General features: G+C 48.8%; 23 protein-coding genes. 11 read left to right on the forward strand and 12 right to left on the reverse strand.

Translation table 11 applies throughout. The annotated features are described in order from the left end of the window. The first annotated feature begins 36 nt into the window (after window positions 1-36). The 6 genes from ACR6Z4_RS02030 (at window position 37) to ACR6Z4_RS02055 (ending at window position 8271) form a co-directional block, all read left to right on the forward strand. Window positions 37-276 carry an AbrB/MazE/SpoVT family DNA-binding domain-containing protein gene (locus ACR6Z4_RS02030; protein WP_479715540.1) on the forward strand — a complete coding sequence of 80 codons (240 nt, stop codon included), beginning with the start codon at window positions 37-39 and terminating at the stop codon, window positions 274-276. Then, entirely contained in the window at window positions 273-659 is a 387-nt protein-coding gene (locus ACR6Z4_RS02035) for a PIN domain-containing protein (protein WP_479715541.1), read from the forward strand. The genes ACR6Z4_RS02030 and ACR6Z4_RS02035 overlap by 4 nt, the downstream gene beginning before the upstream one ends. 735 nt (window positions 660-1394) lie before the next feature. Next, window positions 1395-6383 (forward strand): PAS domain S-box protein, encoded by a 4989-nt coding sequence (locus ACR6Z4_RS02040; RefSeq protein WP_479715542.1) that lies wholly within the window; start codon window positions 1395-1397, stop codon window positions 6381-6383. 174 nt (window positions 6384-6557) lie between these two features. Then, window positions 6558-6938: a response regulator gene (locus tag ACR6Z4_RS02045; RefSeq protein WP_479715543.1), complete on the forward strand. Its 381-nt coding sequence runs from the start codon at window positions 6558-6560 to the stop codon at window positions 6936-6938. A 357-nt stretch (window positions 6939-7295) separates the two neighbouring features. Further along, window positions 7296-7670: a response regulator gene (locus tag ACR6Z4_RS02050; protein ID WP_479715544.1), complete on the forward strand. Its 375-nt coding sequence runs from the start codon at window positions 7296-7298 to the stop codon at window positions 7668-7670. A 124-nt stretch (window positions 7671-7794) separates the two neighbouring features. Continuing rightward, window positions 7795-8271 (forward strand): hypothetical protein, encoded by a 477-nt coding sequence (locus ACR6Z4_RS02055; protein ID WP_479715545.1) that lies wholly within the window; start codon window positions 7795-7797, stop codon window positions 8269-8271. Between the two features lie 281 nt (window positions 8272-8552). On the opposite strand, the gene ACR6Z4_RS02060 is transcribed toward ACR6Z4_RS02055, so the two are convergent. The 7 genes from ACR6Z4_RS02060 to ACR6Z4_RS02090 all read right to left on the reverse strand — a co-directional run bounded on the left by ACR6Z4_RS02060 (window position 8553) and on the right by ACR6Z4_RS02090 (window position 11422). Then, on the reverse strand, window positions 8553-9338 hold the full coding sequence (locus ACR6Z4_RS02060; protein ID WP_479715546.1) for a DODA-type extradiol aromatic ring-opening family dioxygenase: 786 nt from the start codon (window positions 9336-9338) through the stop codon (window positions 8553-8555). A 32-nt stretch (window positions 9339-9370) separates the two neighbouring features. Then, the gene (locus ACR6Z4_RS02065) at window positions 9371-9820 is read right to left on the reverse strand and encodes a DoxX family protein (protein ID WP_479715547.1); all 450 of its coding nucleotides are present in this window, start codon (window positions 9818-9820) and stop codon (window positions 9371-9373) included. 97 nt (window positions 9821-9917) lie between these two features. After that, window positions 9918-10100, reverse strand: coding sequence for a CDGSH iron-sulfur domain-containing protein (locus ACR6Z4_RS02070; protein ID WP_479715548.1), 183 nt, complete (start codon window positions 10098-10100; stop codon window positions 9918-9920). Between the two features lie 117 nt (window positions 10101-10217). Continuing rightward, window positions 10218-10364, reverse strand: a complete 147-nt coding sequence (locus ACR6Z4_RS02075) for a hypothetical protein (protein WP_479715549.1) — start codon at window positions 10362-10364, stop codon at window positions 10218-10220. A gap of 72 nt (window positions 10365-10436) precedes the next feature. Further along, window positions 10437-10583, reverse strand: a complete 147-nt coding sequence (locus ACR6Z4_RS02080; RefSeq protein ID WP_479715550.1) for a hypothetical protein — start codon at window positions 10581-10583, stop codon at window positions 10437-10439. Window positions 10584-10655: 72 nt separating this feature from the next. Then, the gene (locus ACR6Z4_RS02085; RefSeq protein WP_479715551.1) at window positions 10656-10802 is read right to left on the reverse strand and encodes a hypothetical protein; all 147 of its coding nucleotides are present in this window, start codon (window positions 10800-10802) and stop codon (window positions 10656-10658) included. 140 nt (window positions 10803-10942) lie between these two features. Next, on the reverse strand, window positions 10943-11422 hold the full coding sequence (locus tag ACR6Z4_RS02090; RefSeq protein WP_479715552.1) for a MarR family winged helix-turn-helix transcriptional regulator: 480 nt from the start codon (window positions 11420-11422) through the stop codon (window positions 10943-10945). 175 nt (window positions 11423-11597) lie between these two features. Here ACR6Z4_RS02090 and ACR6Z4_RS02095 point away from each other — a divergent pair, with 175 nt between their 5' ends. Further along, a complete protein-coding gene (locus ACR6Z4_RS02095; protein ID WP_479715553.1) occupies window positions 11598-12656 on the forward strand; it encodes a potassium channel family protein in 1059 nt (352 codons plus the stop codon). Window positions 12657-12715: 59 nt separating this feature from the next. Here ACR6Z4_RS02095 and ACR6Z4_RS02100 read toward each other — a convergent pair whose 3' ends face one another. The 3 genes from ACR6Z4_RS02100 to sppA form a co-directional block, all read right to left on the reverse strand. After that, a complete protein-coding gene (locus ACR6Z4_RS02100; protein WP_479715554.1) occupies window positions 12716-14107 on the reverse strand; it encodes a tetratricopeptide repeat protein in 1392 nt (463 codons plus the stop codon). A 464-nt stretch (window positions 14108-14571) separates the two neighbouring features. Then, window positions 14572-14964 carry a chorismate mutase gene (aroH, locus tag ACR6Z4_RS02105; protein WP_479715555.1) on the reverse strand — a complete coding sequence of 131 codons (393 nt, stop codon included), beginning with the start codon at window positions 14962-14964 and terminating at the stop codon, window positions 14572-14574. Window positions 14965-15424: 460 nt separating this feature from the next. Further along, window positions 15425-16249 (reverse strand): signal peptide peptidase SppA, encoded by an 825-nt coding sequence (gene sppA / locus ACR6Z4_RS02110; protein WP_479715556.1) that lies wholly within the window; start codon window positions 16247-16249, stop codon window positions 15425-15427. A gap of 373 nt (window positions 16250-16622) precedes the next feature. Here sppA and ACR6Z4_RS02115 point away from each other — a divergent pair, with 373 nt between their 5' ends. Further along, window positions 16623-17741: a DMT family transporter gene (locus ACR6Z4_RS02115; RefSeq protein ID WP_479715557.1), complete on the forward strand. Its 1119-nt coding sequence runs from the start codon at window positions 16623-16625 to the stop codon at window positions 17739-17741. Window positions 17742-17764: 23 nt separating this feature from the next. On the opposite strand, the gene ACR6Z4_RS02120 is transcribed toward ACR6Z4_RS02115, so the two are convergent. Next, on the reverse strand, window positions 17765-17929 hold the full coding sequence (locus ACR6Z4_RS02120; protein WP_479715558.1) for a hypothetical protein: 165 nt from the start codon (window positions 17927-17929) through the stop codon (window positions 17765-17767). Between the two features lie 259 nt (window positions 17930-18188). On the opposite strand from ACR6Z4_RS02120, the gene ACR6Z4_RS02125 reads away from it, so the two are divergent. The 3 genes from ACR6Z4_RS02125 (at window position 18189) to thiO (ending at window position 22586) form a co-directional block, all read left to right on the forward strand. Continuing rightward, window positions 18189-19622: a peptidoglycan-binding protein gene (locus ACR6Z4_RS02125; RefSeq protein ID WP_479715559.1), complete on the forward strand. Its 1434-nt coding sequence runs from the start codon at window positions 18189-18191 to the stop codon at window positions 19620-19622. A 103-nt stretch (window positions 19623-19725) separates the two neighbouring features. Then, entirely contained in the window at window positions 19726-20310 is a 585-nt protein-coding gene (locus ACR6Z4_RS02130) for a hypothetical protein (RefSeq protein ID WP_479715560.1), read from the forward strand. 107 nt (window positions 20311-20417) lie between these two features. Next, window positions 20418-22586: a glycine oxidase ThiO gene (gene thiO, locus ACR6Z4_RS02135; protein WP_479715561.1), complete on the forward strand. Its 2169-nt coding sequence runs from the start codon at window positions 20418-20420 to the stop codon at window positions 22584-22586. Window positions 22587-22840: 254 nt separating this feature from the next. On the opposite strand, the gene ACR6Z4_RS02140 is transcribed toward thiO, so the two are convergent. Next, window positions 22841-23116, reverse strand: coding sequence for a hypothetical protein (locus ACR6Z4_RS02140; protein WP_479715562.1), 276 nt, complete (start codon window positions 23114-23116; stop codon window positions 22841-22843). Window positions 23117-23268: the final 152 nt, after the last annotated feature.

A 23268-nucleotide genomic window follows, 5' to 3' on the forward strand; every position in this document is an offset into this window, starting at 1 on the left:
TCAAAAAGATAAAAAGACAGGTGAGGAACACAAAAAATGGCTAGTGCAATCCTCTCAAATGAAGGACAAGTAACAATCCCGAAAGAAATTCGAGACTATTTAAAATTGGCAACTGGCAGTAAGGTTGACTTTGTTATTGATAGCACAGGGCAGGTCAAAATTATTCCCCTGCATACTCCAGTTGAAACCCTATCAGGGCTATTGTGTCGTCCTGGTAGAGTTGCTGCCACATTAGAAGAGATGGAATCAGCTATTCAACAGGGAGCATCTCAGTGATTGGGGTAGATACCAATGTGATTGTTCGCTACCTTACGAAAGACGACGAAGCTCAATGGCAACAATCAACTCAGATAATTCAAAGCGGAGAGCAAATTTTTATTTCTAATATTGTCTTGTGCGAAATAGTTTGGGTGCTCAGAGGGTCTCCCTATAAATATAGTAGAACCGAAGTTCTTAGTGCATTAGAAGCAATGCTTCAAACAGCAACGTTTGAGTTTGAAAATCGTTCAGTCGCTTATCAAGCCTTACAACAGACCAAAGAAGGTCGAGCTGATTTCTCTGACTATCTGATTGGGGCGATCGCCCATCAAGTAGGTTGTAGTGAAACCGTGACCTTTGACCGCAAGCTTGAAGGTGAATCAGGTTTCAATTGTTTATGAATTCGCAATCGCCTTTCAGTCCAATAATGCGATCGCGTCTGGGTCAGCAAAGGGCGATCGGAGGGGTTTCAGACCTCGGAGGTTTTAAAAACCTCGGAGGTCTTGGTGTGGCGGAGGGGCGATCGCAGTGAAAGACCAAAATGAGAGATGCTCTTTCCATTGTTTTGGATTGTAAGTGTGAGACCGCTGATTCATGCTTAAATTTAGCCAAAAAATCAGCAACGTCTTCTACGTCGTGAATGATGACAACGCCCTCAAGCTTAGGATCATGGATTAAATAAGATCAAATATTGAATCGTTTGGAGGGGCGAACGGCCGTTCGCCCGTACAACAAATCATCGGAGTTATTTAATTCCCATTCCTTAATATAAATTTGCCTGCGAAACCTTCGGTTTCGCAGGCAAATTTATGTCTGGTTATATAGCAGTGTGCAAGTTCGTTACGTACAGAAATGGTATTGTGGGGCACTCCGTGCTCCACAATACCGTAACAACACCGTATTGAATCAACCCGCACAGCGCCATATACCTTTTTCTACGGCTACGGTATACACGTAGTCGGGTTTAGGGTTGGGGCTGATGAGGGTCTGGTCAAATCTGAGGTGACAGGGGAACTCTTGATTTGTATAAAAACTCGCCGGGAACCCTCAAGGCGTTAAGGTTTTAAATATGTGAGACTGTTGCCTAACCGCACATCAGCTAGGCAGACAACGATTCTCTCAGAAAGAGACGAGCGATGATTTCTGAACACCCGTACACCGTTTTGCTGATTGACGACTCTCCTGAAGACCGGGCGACCTATCGTCGCTATTTGCAGCGAGATCCTCATCACGCCTACACCATTCTAGAAGCCGATGCAGCCACGATCGCCTTAGACCTCTGCCAGCGATCGCTGCCCGATGTAATTTTGTTGGATTATTCTCTGCCCGATATAGATGGGCTGGCTTTCCTGGAATTGCTAATTCAGCAGATTGGAAAATCAGCCGTTCCGATCTTAATGCTGACAGGACAGGGGAATGAGGCGATCGCCACCCAGTCGATGAAAGCAGGTGCCCAAGATTATCTGGTCAAAGGGACGCTGACCGCTGACAGTTTGCCTAAAACAGTTGCCTACGCGATCGAACAGTTTCGGCTTCAGCAACAACTGATGCAGCAACAACAACAACAGCAGATTTTGGCACAGATGACCTTGCGAATTCGGCGATCGCTGGATTTGCAAGAGATTTTACAAACCGCTGTCGATGAAGTGCGGCAATTCCTTCAGGTCGATCGGGTGATTATCTTTCAGTTTAACCAGGACTGGGTAGGCAGCGTCACGGTTGAATCGGTTGGGGATGAAGCACTTACCATCTTACCCTTGAACATCTATGACCCCTGTATTGGCAGCACCTACGTTGAACCGTTTCAACATGGTTTAGTGACCGCGAAAGCAGATATCTACACGGCTGACATTAACCCCTGTCATGTTGAGTTTTTAGAGCAATTCCACGTCAGAGCCAATCTGGTTGTGCCAATCCTTAAAGATGAGCAATTGTGGGGCTTACTGGCGGCGCATCACTGTGTGGCGGCTCGCCCGTGGCAAGAGTCAGAAATTAACCTGCTGCAACAAATTACCGCTCAGGTGAGTGTGGCACTGCAACAAGCCAGTTTGATCGAACAGATGCAGGCAGATCTGGCAGACCGTCAAAAAGCTGAAGCTGTTTTGCAAGAAAGAGAATCTCTACTGCGGTTATTTGTGCAATATGCCCCGGCTGGCATCGCCATGTTCGATCGAGACATGCGCTATGTGATGGCAAGCCAGCGATGGGTCGATGAGTATTGCCTGGAGTCGGTTGAATCATTGATTCAGCGATCGCACTACGACATTTTTCCTGAAATTCCAGACCGATGGCGACAGATTCATCAACGCTGTTTGGCTGGGGCAGTTGAGCAATGTGACGACGATTTATTTGTGCGCGCAGACGGCAAGCGGCAGTGGATATCGTGGGAAATTCGCCCCTGGTATACGGCTACCCATGACATCGGCGGCATTATTATTTTTACAGTCGATGTAACCCAGCGAAACCAGGCTGAAGAGGAGTTACGGCAAAGCGAAGCGCGGCTGCGACTGGCTCAAATTGCCAGCAACTCTGGGGTCTGGGATTGGGATCTGGTGACGAATACACTCACCTGGTCGCCAGAGTACTATCGGCTTTATCGCCTGGATCCGAGTATTGAAGCCACCTATGAAAATTGGATGCATTGTCTTCACCCGGATGATCGAGAACGGGTCAGCCAGACGACGATGCAAGCCCTCGAAGATGCCAATGTTGAGTTAAGAGCTGAGTTTCGCGTCATTCAAGGGGGCGAGATCCGATGGTTTGCAGGCATTGGGCAAGTCTTACGAGATCAGGCAGAACGCCCGATCCGCATGGTCGGCATTACCATCGATATTACCCAGCAAAAGCACGCAGAGATTGCCTTACACGAATTGAATGCGGAATTAGAGCAACGAGTGGCAGACCGCACCACAGAACTGACCTCCTTAAGTCAGCGGCTGTTGGCTGCTTATAAAGATCAGCAGCAGACTCAAAACCTCCTGGAAGAGCAAGCCCAGCTGCTTGACCTTGCCCATGACACCATCATGACGCGAGACTTAAACTCGCTCATTACTTTCTGGAACCAGGGAGCCGAGTTGACCTATGGATGGAGCCAAGCTGAAGTCTTAGGCAAGCAAACCCACAGCTTATTGAACACTCAATTTCCTCAACCCCTGGCAGAGATTGAAGCCACGCTGTTAGAGCAGGGATATTGGGAAGGAGAACTCAAACATCGACGACGAGACCAGCGCTCGATTATCGTCTCCAGCCGTTGGGTGCTGCAACGGGATGAGTCAGGCAATCCGCTTAAGATTTTAGAAATCAACAACGATATTACAGAACACAAACAAGCAGACTTAGCGCTTCAGCAATATGCGCGTGAGGTCGAAGATTTATATAATCATGCGCCCTGTGGATATCACTCCCTCGATGCAGAAGGCACTGTGATTCGGATTAATGATACAGAGCTAAATTGGCTGGGCTATCGACGTGATGAAGTTCTCTATCAGAAGAAATTTACAGATTTAATCACTCCTGCCAGTCGTCAGGTATTTGCCGAGACCTTTCCTCAATTTCTACAACAGGGTTGGGTCAATGACATAGAGTTTCAGATGGTTGCTAAAGACGGCTCCACGCGATGGGTCAGTTTAAATGCGACCGCCCTTAGAGATGAAGCAGGACAGTTTGTCATGAGTCGCTCTACGTTATTTGACATCACCGATCGCAAACAGGCAGAGACTATTCTTCAGCAATATGAACGCATTATTGCCAATACGACAGATGGTATCGCCTTAGTCAACCACAACTATATTTACCAGGTTGTAAATCAAGGCTATTTATCCTGGTGCAACAGGTTAAGGGAAGAGGTGACAGGCAATTCAGTCAGAAATATTTTAGGGGAAGAATTATTTGACAACTTCATTCAGCCTCGCTTAAACCGATGCTTGGCAGGCGAAACGGTTCAATATGAGAAGTGGTTTGATTACCCCAATTTAATTCCCCAGTTTTTGAGTGTGACCTATACTCCATATCGCAACGTCGATGGAGCAATTTTAGGCGTGATTGTCAGTCTTCGCGATTTGACCCGCTTAAAACAAGCAGAACAAATGCTAGAGCTTCAAGCTGTGATCACGCGTAATATGGCAGAGGGCGTCTGTCTGGTAAAAGCCGATGATGCCACGATTGTGTACGTGAATCCCAAATTTGAGCAGATGTTTGGCTATCAGTCGGGTGAACTCAAGGATCAGCATGTGGCAATTTTGAATTATGCCAGCGAGTCGGTAACAGCTGAAGATGTGAATCAGTCCATTCGATCGGCAGTGTTGCAGAACAGCGAAGCATCTTATGAAGTACACAATGTTAAAAAAGATGGCACGCCGTTTTGGTGTAGTGCAACCTGTTCTGTTTTTCTGCATCCGGAGTATGGTGATGTGTTGGTGGCTGTTCATCAAGATATTAGCGATCGCAAGTATGCCGAAACAGTTTTGCAACAGCAGACCCGACAAAAGCAATTACTCTGGATGATGACCCAGACAATTCGGCAGTCGTTAGATCTGAGCATCATCCTCAATTCGGCAGTGACGGAAGCTCGACACCTCCTGGAGGTCGATCGGTCGGCGATTTATCGCTTTCATGCCAACTGGGCAGGAGATTTTATTGCCGAGTCAGTGGCTAAGGGTTGGGTCAAACTCGTCGGCTCAGATGTGCCCAACGTTTGGGAAGATACCTATCTCCAGGACACTCAAGGCGGTCGGTTTCAACATCATGAAACGCTTGTCGTTAGCGATATTTATACAGCCGGGTTACAAGCCTGCCATATTGATTTACTCGAACAGTTTCAAGCTAAAGCCTACGTGATTGCTCCCATTTTCTTTGGAGATAGGTTATGGGGTCTGCTTGCGATTTATCAAAATTCGAATGGGCGTCACTGGCAAGCCTGGGAAGTAGAGTTATTACAGCAGGTTGCCAGTCAGTTGTCGATCGCCATTCAACAATCTGAACTCTATAGCCAGCTTCAAATCGAGCTGCATGAGCGGCAACAAACAGAAGCTGTGTTGCGAGAAGCCGAACGCCGCTGGCGATCGCTGCTCGACAATGTGCAATTGATTGTGGTGGGGTTAGATCTGGAGGGCAATGTAGAATACGTCAATCCGTTTTTCTTGAGCCTGACGGGCTATGAGAGAGACGAGGTGTTAGGGAAATACTGGTTTGACCATTTTCTTAGCTCCAGTCAAAAGTCTGCGACCCAGACCGTGTTTCAAGAAATTTTAGACGCTAACCGGCATTCACATCATCAAAACCCGATTGTGACCCGCACGGGCGAAGAGCGGATGATTGACTGGAGCAATACGGTGTTGCAAGATATTTCAGGCAACGCCATTGGCACGATTGGCATTGGTGAAGATATTACAGAACGTTTTAGAATCGAGCGGATGAAAGCCGAATTTATCTCGATGGTCAGCCATGAGTTGCGCACGCCTTTAACCTCGATGCAGGCTGCCCTCAGTTTGCTCAACGATAAAATCATTGATCCATTATCCAAAGAGGGTGAAGCCACAATTCAGATTGCCACCGAAGGAACCGATCGCCTGGTGCGTTTAGTCAATGACATTTTGGATTTAGAACGGTTGGAATCGGGCAAGGTCTGTTTAGAAAAGCATCTCCATAATATTGATGAATTGGTCACTACAGCCGTTGCCCAAATGCAAGAAATGGCAAATCAAGCCGGGGTTTTGTTAAAAGCCAAGTTTTGTCAGTGTCAAGCACAGGTGGATGGCGATCGCCTGCTGCAAATCCTGATCAATTTACTCAGCAACGCCATTAAATTTTCGCCCAACCCCTCGGTTGTGCAGCTCTCGGTCGAGCAATGCCAGCAGAACCCCCACACAGGCGACGATCAAGCCTGTCTCTTATTTGCCGTGCAAGACACAGGACGCGGGATTCCGGTGGCGAAGCTAGAGAGTATTTTTGAGCGGTTTCACCAGGTTGATGCTTCTGATTCACGGCAAAAAGGTGGCACGGGTCTGGGGCTGGCAATCTGTCGAAGTATTGTAGAACAGCATGGAGGAAAAATTTGGGTCGAAAGTATTTTGGGTCGGGGCAGCACCTTTTATTTCACCATCCCGACCATACAATTGCAGGCATAAATTGCCGGGTGCCGGGGTAGCATCCCTGGCTGGGGACTTCGCCCCCATCCCCCTTGAAAAAGTAATGATTTTTTGTGGCGCGGACGTCGCCCGCGCCACAAAAAATCATTACATGAATACCACTGCCACCATTCGATTGCTATAAAGACAAAATGCGCTGTAACAGGAAGTAGTATGTCAAAACGTGTTCTGATCATTGATGATGAAATGGGTATTCGCCAGATTATCCAAATTGCTCTGACGGCGATCGCAAAATGGCAGGTGTTGATGGCAGCATCCGGTGAAGAAGGGTTGGCGATCGCTGAGGCAGAACAACCGGATGTAATTTTGCTGGATGTGATGATGCCTGAAATGGATGGGGTAATGACGTTTCAGCAATTGCAAGCCAACCCAGAAACGCAAACGATTCCTGTCATTTTGCTAACGGCTAAAGCCCAAGGGTTTGAGCAACAGCGTCTGGCTGCACTGCCTGCACGGGGAATCATTACCAAGCCTTTTAAAGCCCCTGATTTAGTCAAGCAGATGCGTTCTCTATTGAATTGGGATGACGTTTAAGTATCCTGACAAAAATAACTTGCATGACTTTTTTGAGAGAGTGCGGCAGAGCCGCGCTTCCAAAAATAAACGTCCAGGTTTTAATTAATTTGTGATCCTAAGCAACGGGCGTCGCTGCATAGACGGATGAATCTGCCCCCCATACCCCATATTTAACCCAAGTGAGCACCGCTACAAATAACTTTGCAGTGGTGTTCGCGTCATGATTTTTTGTTGCGTAGGCGCTACCTATGCGACAAAAAATCTTTTTTTTGTTTTTGGAGTTATCTATGAATTCATAAATTATTCATATTCTTTTTTTATAGTCGGGCTATTGAACTCATTAAAACGCCTCAGGGTTAAAGCCTGAATTAAATCATGCATAAAATCTTGGTCATTGATGATGACCCAAACATTCGATTTACCACACAAGCTGTACTGGAAGCATTGACGGATTGGGACATTTGGCTGGCAGCATCGGGACACGAAGGATTAATGATTGCCCAACAAACACAACCCGATGTGGTTTTATTGGACGTCATTATGCCTGGGCTAGGGGGAATTACGGTTTTAGAGTATCTGCACGCCAATCCTGCAACCCAACTGATTCCGGTGATCCTATTTACGTCGGTGTCGCAAGACGCGTTTCAGCATCGGTTGGCTAGATTTTCACTGGCTGGAGTAATCTTGAAGCCCTTTGAGCCGGTGAAGTTAGTCCAGCAAATTCGTTCTTTGCTGAAGTGGAACGAATAAAGCCTACTGCGCCCATTTATAAATCACCCGTAGATTTTTCTTGATTTCAGATTCTCAGTTTCAGATAGGTAGACCCCATTTTTTCTTCGATGTCGTGTGAGCCTACATTATGCCGTTAATTACCATGATGTCTATTAATGAAAAAGAGCGATCGATCGCGATCGCCATCAGTTTGCTCAAGCACAAAAACCCTCAAACAGTGCAGATGCTCAAAGATCTGCTGACGTTCATACCCAACCCCAATCACATTAAAGAAGTATTAGCCGTAGCGGTAGCTCGCCTGGTGCATAGCTGCCCAAAATCGACCTTGTGGTTGTTTCGCCATCCAGATGTTTTAGCACCCGAAATTCAAGCCAGAGACATCATCGTTGCTGAAGTAACCTGCAAGATTCTTTCGTGGGGATATTCTTTAGAAGACTTTCATTTCACGGCAGACCATTGTTTAGAAGTAACGGAAAATGTGCAACAGTCTTTGCTGGCTTTTCAACCTCCCCTGACCGATGAGCCAATTTTTGCTTTAATTCGAACCTTCCTGATGCTGAGATCGATCACCGCTGTAGATGAACAAACCGAATGGTTAACGAATCCCGAAAATTCATGATGGGTTGAAAAGCAGCACTTTTCAACCCATCACCGATCCTAAGGATCATGGATTTAATAACCCGCAATTCTTGGGTAAGGGCGCACCGCTGTGCGCCTTTACAGAACACTTGTCCGATGATTTGTTGTACGGGCGAACGGCCGTTCGCCCCTCCAAACGATTCAATATTCGATCTTATTTAATCCACAATCCTAAGGAGGGATTCCACCCTGGCACCTCGTCCTGATTCACCATGCCATTGCTATCGATAACAGTTCTCAATGGCATACCTTAGCCCGCTATCAACCACCAAAGGCATAGGATGCCATGCTGAGAATGCCGTAGGTAAAGCTGGAGTGGAGCTGTTGTCCGGTCAATGGTTCGCCACCTGCACCCAATGCCACAAATAACGGTAGCAAATGTTCTTCGCTCGGATGATTTTGACTGGCGTAAGGCGCTTGCTGGCGATAGTTTAGCAAGGCGTCAATGTTGTGGCTGGCGATCGCATCTGTTAACCAATCATCAAACTGCTTGACCCAATCAGGGGGTGGTGAATCCAGATCATATCCGCCAAAGGCTCTGAGATTATGCGTGGCACCCCCACTACCCAAGATCAGCACACCTTCATCTCGCAACGGGGCGATCGCGCGTCCTAATTGCAGATGGTGGGCAGTACTGAGGTGGGGTTGAAGCGACAATTGCGTGACTGGAATATCGGCATCGGGATACATCATCAGCAACGGTTCCCAGGCACCATGATCTAAGCCTCGATCCGGATGAATGTCAGCGTCAAACCCCGAACGGGTCAAGAGTTCAGCTACTGTTTTGGCTAACTCGGGCGCACCCGGTGCCGGATAGTTCAACTGATAAACGGCGGGTGAAAAGCCCCAAAAGTCGTGAATGGTTTTTGCTTCGACAGCCGTGCTGAGGGTTGGGCGGTGGGTTAACCAATGCGCAGAAACAACCAGAATTGCTTCAGGTTTCCCTAACGTTGTCCCCAATCCCTTAATAAAATCGAGAACAGGGCTGGGGGTCAACGGTAAATCGGGAGAACCGTGGGACACGAAGATGGCAGGAAAAGAAGACATAGGTCAAACCGTGACTATCACGATCAAATCAATTATTTAGAGCGGATGGCAATCGTGCCGACTCCATATTGAATCACCATCAACAAACCGCCCATAATCGCTAAATTTTTCATTGCCATGATCTGCTGTATCGGATCGGCTAAGTCGGTATGAAAAATCAGCGTAGCGATCGCAGTAAACCCTAATAAACTAGCTGCACCAAGCCTGGCGTAATACCCCAACGCGAGAGACAGCCCACCCACTAACTCAATGGCGATCGCCGCTATTAAAAACAGTCCCGTCAGGGGCATTCCATACGCAGCCATATAAGCTTGGGTGCCAGCGGGATCAAGGAGTTTGCTAATACCAGACCAGAGAAACAGAGCCGACAACAAAATCCGAGCAATCAACGGGATGTGGTTCCGGGTCGCGTATAACCCCTTTTGTCCCAAGCTACTAGGCGGAGGAGTCAGGGGAGTCGATTCAAGAATTCGTACTTTCATGCACACTACTCCATATTAAGAATTCAGACTATTTGCCACCAAACCCATGCACAATTCGGCAACTATTTTTTTTGATGCGATCGCAGCCTGCGCCAATCTATCGAGCTTTAGCAAAACCAGAAACTTCAACCCTGGCAGGAGTGGGCAACTCTAACGCAAGTGGCTGAAAATCTGATCCTCGGTGACTGCCATCGCAATAGGGCACATTTTTAGACTGTCCGCAGGTACAAAGCCAGTGGGTTCCGGCATCGAGTTGCAACGTAAACGTTTGCTGAGTCATAGAACATTCCTGGGGAATAACATAAGGAATTACATTTCAAGCAACGACTGTACTAGTTAGAACAATTTGACCAAAAAATGCAATGCTCCAACCAGTACAGTTCTTAGTGCTGATTGCTTACCGAGAGCTTGCGCCACCCGACCCTGTGCAATAGCTACTCGTGTCAGGGCAGGTCGTCGTCCCGGCACCACCAGCCGTAGCCGCAGGGGCGATCGCCGCAGACAACAATACAACCGTCAAACCAGCAAGCATTAGGCGTTTCATGACAAAATCTCCTGAATTATGCAATCGTAAAATGTGGAATCTGGAATCTGGAACGTAACCCTTGGAACAGATTTAGCGAGAACTTGCGCCACCCGACCCTGTGCAATAGCTACCTGTATCAGGACAGGTCGTCGTGTTAGCACCACCAGCCGTAGCCGCAGGGGCGATCGCCGCAGACAACAATACAACCGTCAAACCAGCAAGCATTAGGCGTTTCATGACAAAATCTCCTGAATTATGCAATCGTAAAATGTGGAATCTGGAATCTGGAACGTAACCCTTGGAACGGATTTAGCGAGAACTTGCGCCACCCGACCCTGTGCAATAGCTACCTGTATCAGGACAGGTCGTCGTGCCAGCACCACCAGCCGTAGCCGCAGGGGCGATCGCCGCAGACAATAGCACAACCGTTAAACCAGCAAGCATTAAGCGTTTCATGACAAAGCTCCGTGAGAGTAGACTGCGAAAACTAAATTGTTTGTCTCTGAAAAGTACTTACTCGTACATTTCGTTATTAATAGTTATAGCACAAGATAGTTTGTACACAAACAGTTTTCTCAAAAAATTTTTGCCGGGTTTTATAGCGCTTCCCTTAGGCGTCTGAGCAATACCTTCAACAGCTCTAATTCAGCCGGTTCGAGGCGCTCAAAGCGCTGCTTGAGAAAGGCAATGTGGGCAGGAAAGACCTGACTGAACACCGCTTCGCCTTCTGTAGTCAGGCGCACTATAAAACTTCGCCGATTTCCTTCGGGCACTTCCCGCCGCACCAGGTTCTTGGCTTCCAGGCGATCGATAATGCCCGTCATCGTGCCTTTGGTAGACAGCGTTTTTTCTGCCAGTTCGCTCATATTCATGCCGGGTGTGTTACCCAGGGTGGCGATCACATCAAACTGAGGCACCGTCAGCCCCAAATCGCGCAGGTGGGCAGAATCACACGATATAAATGCCTGATAAGCTCGGACTAACTCTCTCATAGTGGGTAAAAAAGGTTCTCGTGCCGCCGCGATCGCCGCCGTCAAATCAACGGGTGTAGAGACGTCTACATTGTCAGATGCCATATCTCAATCTTTAGGAATTGAATGGTATTGTACCGAACAGTTTCACTATAGACGATTGGCGATGATTTGACTTTGCCTTCTCGATAGGAAAACACTGGTTCGATGCTGCACTAAAAAATTCCCAGTTGAAACTTTTTTATGACCGTACGACCTGAGTCGTAGATGATGCCTCTGTATGCAAACCTCTCTCCGTCGCATTTTAATTGGCTCGGCATTTTTCTTGTTCACCATGATTCTTGCGGTGACAGGTTACACCCTCGCAGGTTGGACGCTGTTAGAAGCAATTTACATGGTGGTCATCACCATTTTTGGGGTGGGCTATGGCGAGGTTCGACCTATCCAGTCGGCTGAACTCAGAGTGTTTACCATTCTGGTCATCATCGCAGGGACATCGTCAGCCGTTTACACGGTGGGCGGGTTTGTCCAGATGATCACGGAAGGCGAAATTAATCGGGCATTAGGCGCAAGGCGAAAGATGAAAGAAATCGAATCCCTCTCCGGTCATGTGATTATTTGCGGCTATGGCAGAATTGGGCGAATTCTGGCTACTAAAATGCTGGAGGCAAAGCAAGCCTTTGTGATTGTGGACAATAGTAGCGATCGCCTGGAAAAAGCTGAAGCGTTGGGGTGTCTTACCATCAATGGCAATGCCACCGATGAAACGATTTTAGAATCCGCCGGTATCGATCGCGCTAGATTTCTGGCAACAGCATTGCCCGACGACGCCTCCAACGTGTTTATTACTCTGACCGCACGCGGACTAAACCCGAACCTGATCATCCTGGCGCGGGGCGAATATCCGACTACCGAAAAAAAGTTGCGTCAAGCCGGTGCCGATCATGTTGTGTTGCCCGCCACCATTGGGGCACTGCGCATGGCACATATGATTACCCATCCTGCCACCCTTGATTTTTTAGATCTCAATGACGGTAGCAGCAACCTCAACGAACTCCTTGCCCACATTGATGTGCAAATTGAAGAGTTGGCGATTCCAGCTGCCTCTCATCTGATTGGCAAAACTATTGGTGACCTGGAAATCCGAGGTCGGGGAACGTTTATCGTGGTAGCCCTGAGACGGGTTGACAACACCACTCTGATCCACCCCGACCACGCTACACCGATTCTGGCAAACGATACGGTTATCGTTATGGGGCATCGGGGAGATATGCCCCAATTTGGTGAACACTACACACTCAAACGGCAAATGCGCTATCGCGGCGCTAAACATCGCTAATTCAATGGTTTGGAACGGCGGATGGTGTCTGCCCTGTGGGCAGACACCATCCGCCGATTTTATTCCAGTTCTCTCATCTCGCTGAGAATTTGCCGATAGCCCTCGCCATTACTGAATTGTAAATACAACTCCCCGGCTCTGTTGAGATCTTGCATGGCACCCGCGCGATCGCCCATTTGGGCACGAATCTGACCCCGATGATGAAACGCTTTAGCATCGTCTGGGTTCAGCCGAATCGCCTGACTGTAGTCTTCGGCAGCGTCTTGCATCGCGCCTTGAGCATAAAACAGGTCGGCACGACGGCTAAGGGCTTCAGCATCTTCAGGATTGAGGTAGATTGCCTGGGTATAATCTTGCATCGCACCCTGACTGTTGCCCACCGACAAATTGGCATTGCCGCGAGCCGTATACGCTTCGGCGTAGTTAGATTGGATGTTGATAGCCTGAGAGTAATCGTCGATCGCCGTTTGCGTCTCGCCCAGTTGAATGTAAATGTCACCTCGCCGTTTATACGCTTCTGCCGAATTTGGGTCAATTGCGATCGCCTGATTCAAGTCAGCGATCGCCCCCTGCCCATCGCCAAACGAAACGCGGACAATCCCTCGACTAAAATATGCCTGAGCATAATCGGGTTTGAGATTAATGGCTTCGTCTAAATCCGCCAACGCCCCATCACTATTACCCGTAGCAAACCGAACATAACCGCGATTGAAATAGGCAGACGCCAGATCACGATTTAACCGAATCGCTTGATCAAAATCAGCTAACGCGGCATCGGTATTCCCTAACGCATAATAGCTGGTACCCCGATTGAGATAGGCTTCGGCATAATCAGAATTGAGTTCGATCGCCCGATTAAAATCAGCCAGAGCTTGACTTTGATTGTCTAACGCCGCATAGGTTGCACCCCGATGAACGTATGCCGTTGCATTATCGGGTTGTAGCTGAATCGCCTGATCAAAATTTTGCAAGGCTCCGGCGCGATCGCCCAAGGCCGTTTGACTCAACCCCCGATACAGATAGGCAGGCGCATAGTCTCGTTGCAGTGCGATCGTCCGATTAAAGTCTGTCAGCGCATCCTGCACATTGCCCATGGTGTAATACACCACCCCCCGATTAAAGTAAGCTTCGGCATAATCGGGTTGCAGTTGAATCGCCTGGTTAAAATCGGCGATCGCGGCTTCATTGTCACCCAATGCGGCACGGGCATAGCCACGATACACATAGGCAGGGGCATAACTAGGATCATTCAGAATCGCTTGATCAAATTCTGCGATCGCTTGCTCATAATCTTCATCCTCGACATCTTCAACACCCCGATTGTAAAAATCTGTTGCAGGGGTTGTTTCAGTAGTATCTGGCTCTGGAGACTGTGCCCAAGCCCCATGGGGTACTCCAGTCAAAATAAAGACATTCAGTAATGCAGCAGCGACTCCGGCAAATTTATTCATATGTTTTAGACCCTAAATTCTACTCAGCGTAGACGCAATGTCTGGTTGACAGGCATTGCTAATGTTGCAGCTATGGTTCAACGAGAAATCGCCGATTTCTGGTTCAACCCTATCCCGTCATTCAACCATGCCCGTTGAGAACTTACCCCAATGTCAGCTAGATTTTAGCTCAGCACGGTAAATTCGCCTCTATATCCCAGGGCAGATGCGATTTCAGGCTGGAACCGGGTCTAGATTACCACCCCCCCGCAGATCGCCCGATTTCTCAAAGTCCTCCAAAATAGCAGCGTCTTATGCCGATTTAATGTGGCGGCGTCTGATTCAACCCCCCGGCTGTCGCCGTCTCCCTTGCCAAGGGAGACTACAGGGAGTTCCAGGTTGGCGCAACTTCATACACTTTGGAAGCGCGGCTCTGCCGCGCTTCCAAAGATAAACGTCCAGGTTTTAATTAATTTGTGATCCTACTAAGACGAAAGGGTCACGGGAGCCATGCTCCAATCGGGTCTGAGGCTTTTTGCTTGCCGCAGGTAAGGATGATGGATTTGCGGTGCCGCTACTGGCGTATGCACATGAATCAAAAACCGAATACATCGCTCCAAGCTGCCTTCCACATGCATTTGCTGCACATCTAGCAGCGGCACATTGTCCCAATTCGGTCGTTGACGTGCGATCGCTGCCGGAAAAATAGCATCCAAATCCCGAGTTACTGAAAACGTGGCACTGATGATATCAGTCGGGTCGAGGTTATTGCGCCTTTCCAGCTCATCTAACAACTCGGTCACTGCCTCTCGAATTGCCTCAACCGAATTGGCTGAAACCGTTGTTGCCCCTCGAATTGCCCGCACTCGCCAGTCCACTTATCAAACCCTCCTGAGATATGGTTATTGGTTTGGATTACTAGATTTAAAAATCCTGCAAACATTAAATTTTGAAGGGGGGTGGAGGGGTAAACCCCTTCTGAATGGCAGACCCCTTTACCAATCAACGAACGAGTCTGAGGAATGAGAACTAAATAACGTCGATGATTTGTTATATGGGCGAACAGCCGTTTGCCCCTTCAAACGATTCAATAGTCGATCTTATTTAACTCACGATCCTAAGTGTTGTGTTGTTGTCTGTCACTTCCTATGTCTGAGATGTGGCGGTATCCCTGGTGTAAGGCATTCCCGTTACATCCCCATTTGGAGGGTTTCCGTGAAGCACAATCGGTGCAGCGCCAGAAAATCCCTCAAAGAACGACAATTCATCTCTTTACTAACTCAAAACTGGCTCAAATCAAACGTCTGATGCTCATTCCTCACATAAACCTCATCACTTTTAGTAGGGTCGATAAAGCCATAACGGCACACCACTGGTCGATAGTTCAAACTCTAACCAACTTGCCCCCGCCGATAAACCCGTTTGCAAGCGATCGCCCCCAGGGAAAAATCGACTCACCAAACTTTTCTTTTCTTCTAACGAAAAACAGGGCGTTTTTTCTGGATCTAGCCCGACCAATTCTGCTGCCCAACGACGGGCATCTTCCTCTGTGCCCAGCCGATCGACAATACCCAAGCCCACCGCCTGCTGTCCGGTAAAAATCCGCCCATCGGCAAAGCTTTTGACAGCTTCCACTGAGAGATTGCGGGCGTCTGCCACAGTTTCAACAAATTGTTGATAGCTGACATCGATCAATTCTTGCAGAATCGTTTGCTCTGGCTCGGTCAACTGTCGGTCAAACGCCAAAATATCTTTATACGGACCCGACTTAATCACCTTAAAGGAAACGCCGACTTTATCGAGCAAGCGTTCTAGATTGTTGCCCCGCAAAATCACTCCGATGCTGCCAGTAATCGTGCCGGGATTTGCCATAATATGCTCTGCCCCCATGCCGATATACACGCCCCCAGAGGCAGAAATATTGCCATAGCTGGCAACAATTTTTACTTTTTCTCGCAGGCGTTTGAGCGCACTGTAAATTTCTTGCGAGTCTCCGACCGTCCCTCCAGGGCTATCGATCCGCAGCAATAGAGCTGGAAACTTTTTCTCTTCAACGGTCTTTAATGCCGCCAAAATGCGCTTGCGAGCCGCAGCCGCAATCACTCCTGTCACTTCAATCCGCGCAATTTGTTTGCGAAACGGCGTCTTAAATAACCAAACCATGATCCGTGTTGCACTGAATAATTTGAACGATTCGCTTTGTTACAGCAATCTTGATGGGAATTGTGCTGGCTGGGTTGAGCAGCGCTCAGAACATACCACAAACCATTTCACAAATCGGTTGAGATTGCGATGAGTAGGCTGAATTCTAGTGTGCCTTATCTTTTAGCTAAAACTCAAAAATTGAAGTACTGGATGCTACACCTGCGCCCTCTAAATTCGGCTAAAGGGGTGGGATACACGGCAGATTTCGCGTGTTCTATCCCGTATCCTCTGGTTTCAGGAACCAGTGATATCCTCTCATAAATCGCTTAACATAAATACATATAAATACACAATGTGGGTACAATTGGGAAAGTGACCCCCAGGAGTATTGATGCATCTCAAGCTGACAGAATCCAAAATCCCGTTTATGCCGGTGTTACTCATTGCCCCATTTTTCCTTTGGGGAACGGCAATGGTTGCGATGAAAGGAGTCATCCCGCAAACAACGCCTTTCTTTATGGCAGGCGTACGCCTTTTTCCGGCGGGCTTTTTAATTTTGGCGGTAGCAGCGATCGCCAAAAAGCCCCAGCCCAAAGGATGGCTTGCCTGGTTATGGATTGCCCTGTTTGGCTTGGTCGATGGCACCCTGTTCCAGGGGTTTTTAGCCGAAGGTTTGGTGAGAACGGGGGCTGGGCTGGGGTCGGTGATGATTGACTCCCAACCTCTAGCCGTAGCGTTGATGGCACGATTTTTGTTTGCGGAGCAGGTCGGCTTGTGGGGTTGGCTGGGGTTAGGAATTGGAATTTTGGGGATCAGTTTGATCGGCTTGCCCGATGACTGGATTTTGAGCCTACTTCATGGAGATGTCTCAGGGTTGAGTACCCAGATTGGCGCAGACGTGCTGCAAAAGCTATTTCAAAGCGGTGAGTGGCTGATGTTATTGGCAGCGCTCTCAATGGCAGTGGGGACGGTCTTGGTGCGCTATGTCTGTCGGTATGCTGACCCCGTTACGGCAACCGGGTGGCATATGGTTTTGGGCGGCATTCCTCTATTTGCCCTCTCTGGTCTGTTTGAATCGCAGCAATGGCTCCATCTCAGCGCATCAGACTGGATGGCAATGTCCTATTCAACGGTGTTTGGCAGTGCGATCGCCTATGGACTCTTCTTTTACTTTGCATCTAGTGGAAATTTAACCAGTCTCAGTTCACTGACGTTTTTGACGCCTGTTTTTGCGTTGCTGTTTGGCAATCTTTTGCTATCAGAGGTGCTCAGTCCCGTGCAGTGGGGTGGGGTGAGCCTGACCTTGATCAGCATTTACTTGATTAACCAGCGAGATGTGCTGTTACAAAAATTAGCGTTTCCCAGAGACTCCAATTCTGCGATCGAACGACCTCAAGACCTCTCACTCTTACAATGCTCAGACGATACGGCTTTGGCAACTCAAGCCGCTGGTATCTCATCGCTGCCATTAAAATCGGTTGGGGAGCCGGATACAGAGCAATTGCCCTAGATTTGGGCTAATTCTGATGGATGTTAAGCCGGAACCATCAGATCCTGAAACGCGTAATTTTTGCTAAAACGTCTCTGCGATCGCTCGATAGTCAAATCATCCAGAAACTCATATCCTAAAAGCCGCTGGGCTACCTTCGCAAACTCAGACTGCACTTTTCCTCTATTCAGATCCATAAAAATAGCCATACCAATCTAGCCTGCGTCGGTTAATGTGAAGGTATATTTCAAAGCGGTTTTGCGCATATCATGGGGCATCTTACGTAATCAGCGACTAGGATAGAGCTAGTTTTAAACTAATTAGAATTAGGGGTAGTCCTAAAAAAGTAATGATTTTTTGTGGCGCGGGCGTCGCCCGCGCCACAAAAAATCATCACAAGAATTACCACGACCAAATTAGTTAGCTGTGGTTCACTGACTGGTTTTTCGAAGCTGCAATTGAGTTGCCATGTCCCATCGATTAAAACTATTACTGACTGGCTATGCTGTTTGCTGTGGCGCTAATGCTTGGTTTGTTCCATCGCCTGCATTAGGGGCTGCCCTCCGTGAGCAGGATACTGGGTCTGTTGCGCAGGTGAGTGGTTCATCCTCTGAATCGTTTGAGTTGAGCGATCGCCTCGTAGCCCAAACTCCCCACTCTGATCAACCTGCCAAGAGTGTCACCGAACCGTTCCTGCTCAAACCTGGGAGCCGGGGGGAAGACGTTTTGCGAATGCAAACGATCCTTCAGAAAATGGGATATCGTCTGACCCCAGACGGGATTTTTGGAGAAGACACTAAGCAGGCTGTAGCCGAATTTCAAAAACAGTTTGGCTTATCGGTGGACAGTCGAGTTGGCACAGAAACATGGCAACAACTGCAAACCATTGAAGCGCAGTTGGCTTCTCGTACCTTTCAAGCCAATACATTTTTGCAAGCTCAAGCCACAACCACCGACGACTCGACCGCACCGGGTGCTGCCCCCGACGAAGCATCTGGCGCTGAAACCGAAGACGCACCCCCCCCATCTGATCAATTGGGCTGGCTCAGATGGTTGCTGGGGTTAATGTCTGGCGGCGCGCTGCTATGGGTAATCTACTATGTCATCAGACGCCCAGGTACGAACAGAATCAAGTCTTCCTATCGGCAAAAATGGGCTCCTGAACACCCTGAAAAAGAAAAACCCGCCGAGTTTCGAGAAAGTGAGATCGCTGAACCATCGATTTCTCAAACGTCGTCCTATGCCTCTTTAATGGAAGAGAGCGAGCCAGAACCCAGCTCCTCTTCGCAAATGGTTCCCCAAAAACCATCGTTTCAAGAAAGCGCCGCTCCATCCTCACTCTCGTTTCAGCTAGACAAAGAAACGGAGATGACGCGCCTCAGTAAAGTCAACATTGTCGAAGAATTAATCACAGACTTGCATAGCCTTGACCCTGTAAAACGGCGCAAAGCCGTGTGGGATTTGGGGCAACGGGGAGACTCGCGCGCAGTTCAACCGTTAGTCGATTTGATGGTAGATGCAGATTCCCATCAGCGCAGTTTGATCCTGGCGGCTATCTCAGAAATTGGTATTCGCACCTTAAAACCGATGAATCGCGCACTCATTGTCTCTCTTCAAGATGAAAGTGCCGATGTGCGAAAAAATGCGATTCGTGATGTCACCCGGATTTACGATTTGATGTCTCAAATCAGCCAGGTTTTAAGGCATGCGTCTGAAGATCCCGACACAGAAGTAAGAGAAACAGCTCGTTGGGCAATTAGCCAGCTCAATCGGGTGCGGGGCATGGCAGAATTCGACGACCAACCCAGTTTTACAGGCAGTAGCGCTACACCTGACTCATTGCCCAGCGATACTTCGTCCCATTCAGATGGCAACGAATCAACATACAAACCCTTATTTTGATGTTCCACCTACGTAAATCACAGGCATAAATTATGTAGAGTGAACCGCAAGATTTAGGTAGTTTGGGGGATGATGAAAGAAGCGATCGCAGGGAGTCAGGGGCATGATTGAGGTGATTGGCGCAGTTTTGGTAATATCCATTCTCGCGTTTATCGTGGGCACCGTCGTTAAGGGTGCGCTTCGGTTTGTCGGGTTTTTAGTCTTAGCTGCCTTAGCGGTTATGGCGGTCGGTCAACCGCTGACCAGTCGGTTGCCCGTAGTATCCAATTGGCTCAAACAGCTATCCGCAGAAGTCCAATCTGAAACCCAAACTCAATCCAATGCGGGCGAAAACGGTGAGACCGGAGGGTCTGGTGGGTTTCGCTCTGCTCCATTTACCAATGCTGAAACCAATCAGCCCATTACCCAAGCCTCACCTAGCCAGCTTGCGCCCAATGGCAGTACGCCGAGCAACACGACCAACGGCAATACGACCAACGGCACTACCACAGGTAGTAGCCCTTCCAGTACAACGGCTCCAAACCAGGCGGCTCCTAATACAACGACGGGGAGTAGCACGCCCAGCAACACTAGCACCCCCAGTGGCACTGTTTCATCCCAAGAGACTCCGTTTCCTCGCCCCCGCTCAGATAGCCCTCAGGGGTCTGGTTCGGGTGGCAGCCAAAGACCTGTAACTGCCTGGTGGTAAGCATTTTAGGTGAATATTGCCAGGGCTTGCCCTGGCAATATTCATTCTGTTCTACCGATAGTCCGTTAGGATCAGTAGTGCCGGAGCGCGCTTGAAATAAATTTTGCATGAGTACGGACACGGACATTTTGGTTATCGGGGGTGGCGTCATTGGTTTGGCGATCGCTCTAGAGTTACAACTGCGGGGTGCAACGGTTACGGTCCTGAGCCGCGACAGACAGGCTGCTGCCACCCAAGCCGCTGCCGGAATGCTGGCACCTCACGCTGAAAATATTGCGCCCAGTCCGATGTTGGATCTGTGTTTGCGTAGTCGAACACTCTATTCTGACTGGGTTAGCAAAATTGCAGATATCAGTGGTTTACCCACGGGCTATTGGGCGTGCGGCATTCTGTCACCTATTTATGACGCGAAACAGGGTCAGCCAATCCCACCACTGCCCAGCACTTCAACGGCACGAATCTGGCTCGACCAGGCAGCCATTCACCATGCTCAACCGGGGTTAAGCGATCGCGTCATCGGGGGATGGTGGTTACCGGAAGACGGGCAAGTCGATAACCGGGCATTGGCAAAAGCGCTCTGGGTCGCCGCAGAAGCCCGAGGCGTCAAGCTGCATCCGGGAATCCAGGTCACGGCTATTGAGCAACGTCAGGGAACGGTAACGGGGATTAAAACGACAGAGGGGGATTGGTCTGCCCAGCATTATGTGTTAGCCACAGGAGCCTGGACACCCGATCTGCTGCCTGTTCCCATCCATCCCAAAAAAGGGCAAATGCTTGCCGTGGCTGCACCCAGCGATGATCGAGGGCTGCCATTGCAACGCGTTTTGTACGGCGAAGAAATTTATATCGTGCCCCGGCGAGATGGTCGAATTTTATTGGGTGCAACCGTTGAATCTGTTGGCTTTGCTCCCTGCAATACCCCGGCAGGATTGCGATCGCTGCTAGATGCTGCCATTTGCCTATATCCCCGGCTGAGTGACTTTCCCATTCAAGAGAGTTGGTGGGGGTTTCGTCCTGCCACAGCGGATGGTCTACCCATTTTAGGCGCAAGCCAATGCGATAATTTGACGTTGGCGGTGGGGCATTATCGCAATGGCATTTTGCTGGCACCTGTTACTGCCTTGCTCATTGCCAATTGGATTGGACAACAGACGACCGATCCGATCAATGATCTGATGCCGCATTTTGCCTGGGAACGGTTTCTTCGACCCAGTGCGCTAGTCACCGGCGTTTCCCAAGCCAGTTTTACCCAGGCTAGTATTGCCCAGGCTAGTATTGCCCAGGCTAGTATTGCCCAGACTGGTATTGCTCAGGCTAGTATTGCCCAGGCGAGTACCCGCACTCACCCGCCTCAACCAGGCTCTAGCACGGCTCTAACCCCCTCTCCTGTATCTCTCGAAATCGTAGACCCTTGCAAACATTCCTTTAACGACACCGTGAAAACTTTAGATACGCCCACACTCGATTCCCCGATGGCGATCGCCGATCAGCCATTTATCATTGCCGGACGCACCTTTCAATCTCGTTTGATGACCGGAACCGGAAAATATCGCAACTTCGATGACATGCGTCGTAGTATTGCCGCCAGTGGTAGCCAAATTGTGACCGTTGCCGTTCGTCGAGTTCAAACTAATGCCCCCGGACATGAAGGCTTAGCCGATGCGTTGGACTGGTCAACCCTTTGGATGTTGCCCAATACCGCAGGCTGTCAGACCGCTGAAGACGCCATACGCGTTGCCCGACTGGGGCGAGAAATGGCAAAGCTATTGGGTCAGGAGGACAACAACTTCGTCAAATTAGAAGTGATCCCGGATGCCAAATATCTCTTACCCGACCCCATTAGCACCCTCCAGGCAGCAGAGCAGTTGGTTAAAGAAGGATTTGCGGTATTGCCGTATATCAATGCCGATCCCTTGCTGGCAAAACGGCTGGAAGACGTGGGCTGTGCCACAGTCATGCCATTGGGTTCACCGATTGGTTCAGGGCAAGGCATTCGCAATGCTGCCAACATCCAAATCATTATCGAAAATGCCAGGGTTCCCGTCGTCGTTGATGCCGGGATCGGTACCCCCAGCGAGGCTGCTCAGGCAATGGAAATGGGAGCGGATGCATTGTTAATTAATACGGCGATCGCCCAAGCCCAAAACCCGATCCTGATGGGGCAGGCAATGGGAATTGCCGCCCAGGCAGGCCGTTTAGCATATCTAGCGGGTCGGATTCCAGTTAAATCCTATGCCAGTGCCAGCTCTCCTGTAACCGGAACCATTACCCCATAGGATTACAGTTTTTGAGACAGCCGTACTCCGCGCGGCTCTCTCTCAAAATGTACGTTACGAAATTGAGAATTGCTACAGGATCGTGGATTTAATCAGACCGATTCTGTTTGAGAGAGCGGCGGCTTCGCCGCCGCTCTCTCAAACACAAATTGCAGGTGAATTAAGCTGCGATCTTAAGGTTTTTTCATGCCCATCAATGGCACTCATTTGACTTGACTCAGATGTTGCTTGCAGTCAGGAAATACCAAATTTTGTCAAGAGTGATAGTAACGGTCTTCTATCCAAATGCGAACTTCAGATTCAGTATTAAAACTTCTAGATTCGCCGGTCATAGGATTGAAAACTCGCCAATGAGTTGCCCCATTTCGATCTGAAAATTCTTGGACTCGCAGTTCTGAACTATCGGACATGAAGCCAACAAACCCTTGCCAAGCTTTCTTTACCTGCTGCATCAACCCAGAGAGCCAATCACTCATGCTATGGGAAGCAGAGGCGCTTGAAAAATGGTATGCACCAAATGATGTTTTCATATGCTTTAGACTCTATTCGATCTATCCCTATCTCTACTCTGACGGATCAATTTCAGAACTGAGAAGGTACAGATTGATTAACTTTAACTAGTACAGTTTTAGAAATACAGAACTGTTCTGCTAAGATGACGGTAAAACTGTACCAGGCAAAA

The organism is Calyptranema fuscum S582 (assembly GCF_055793305.1).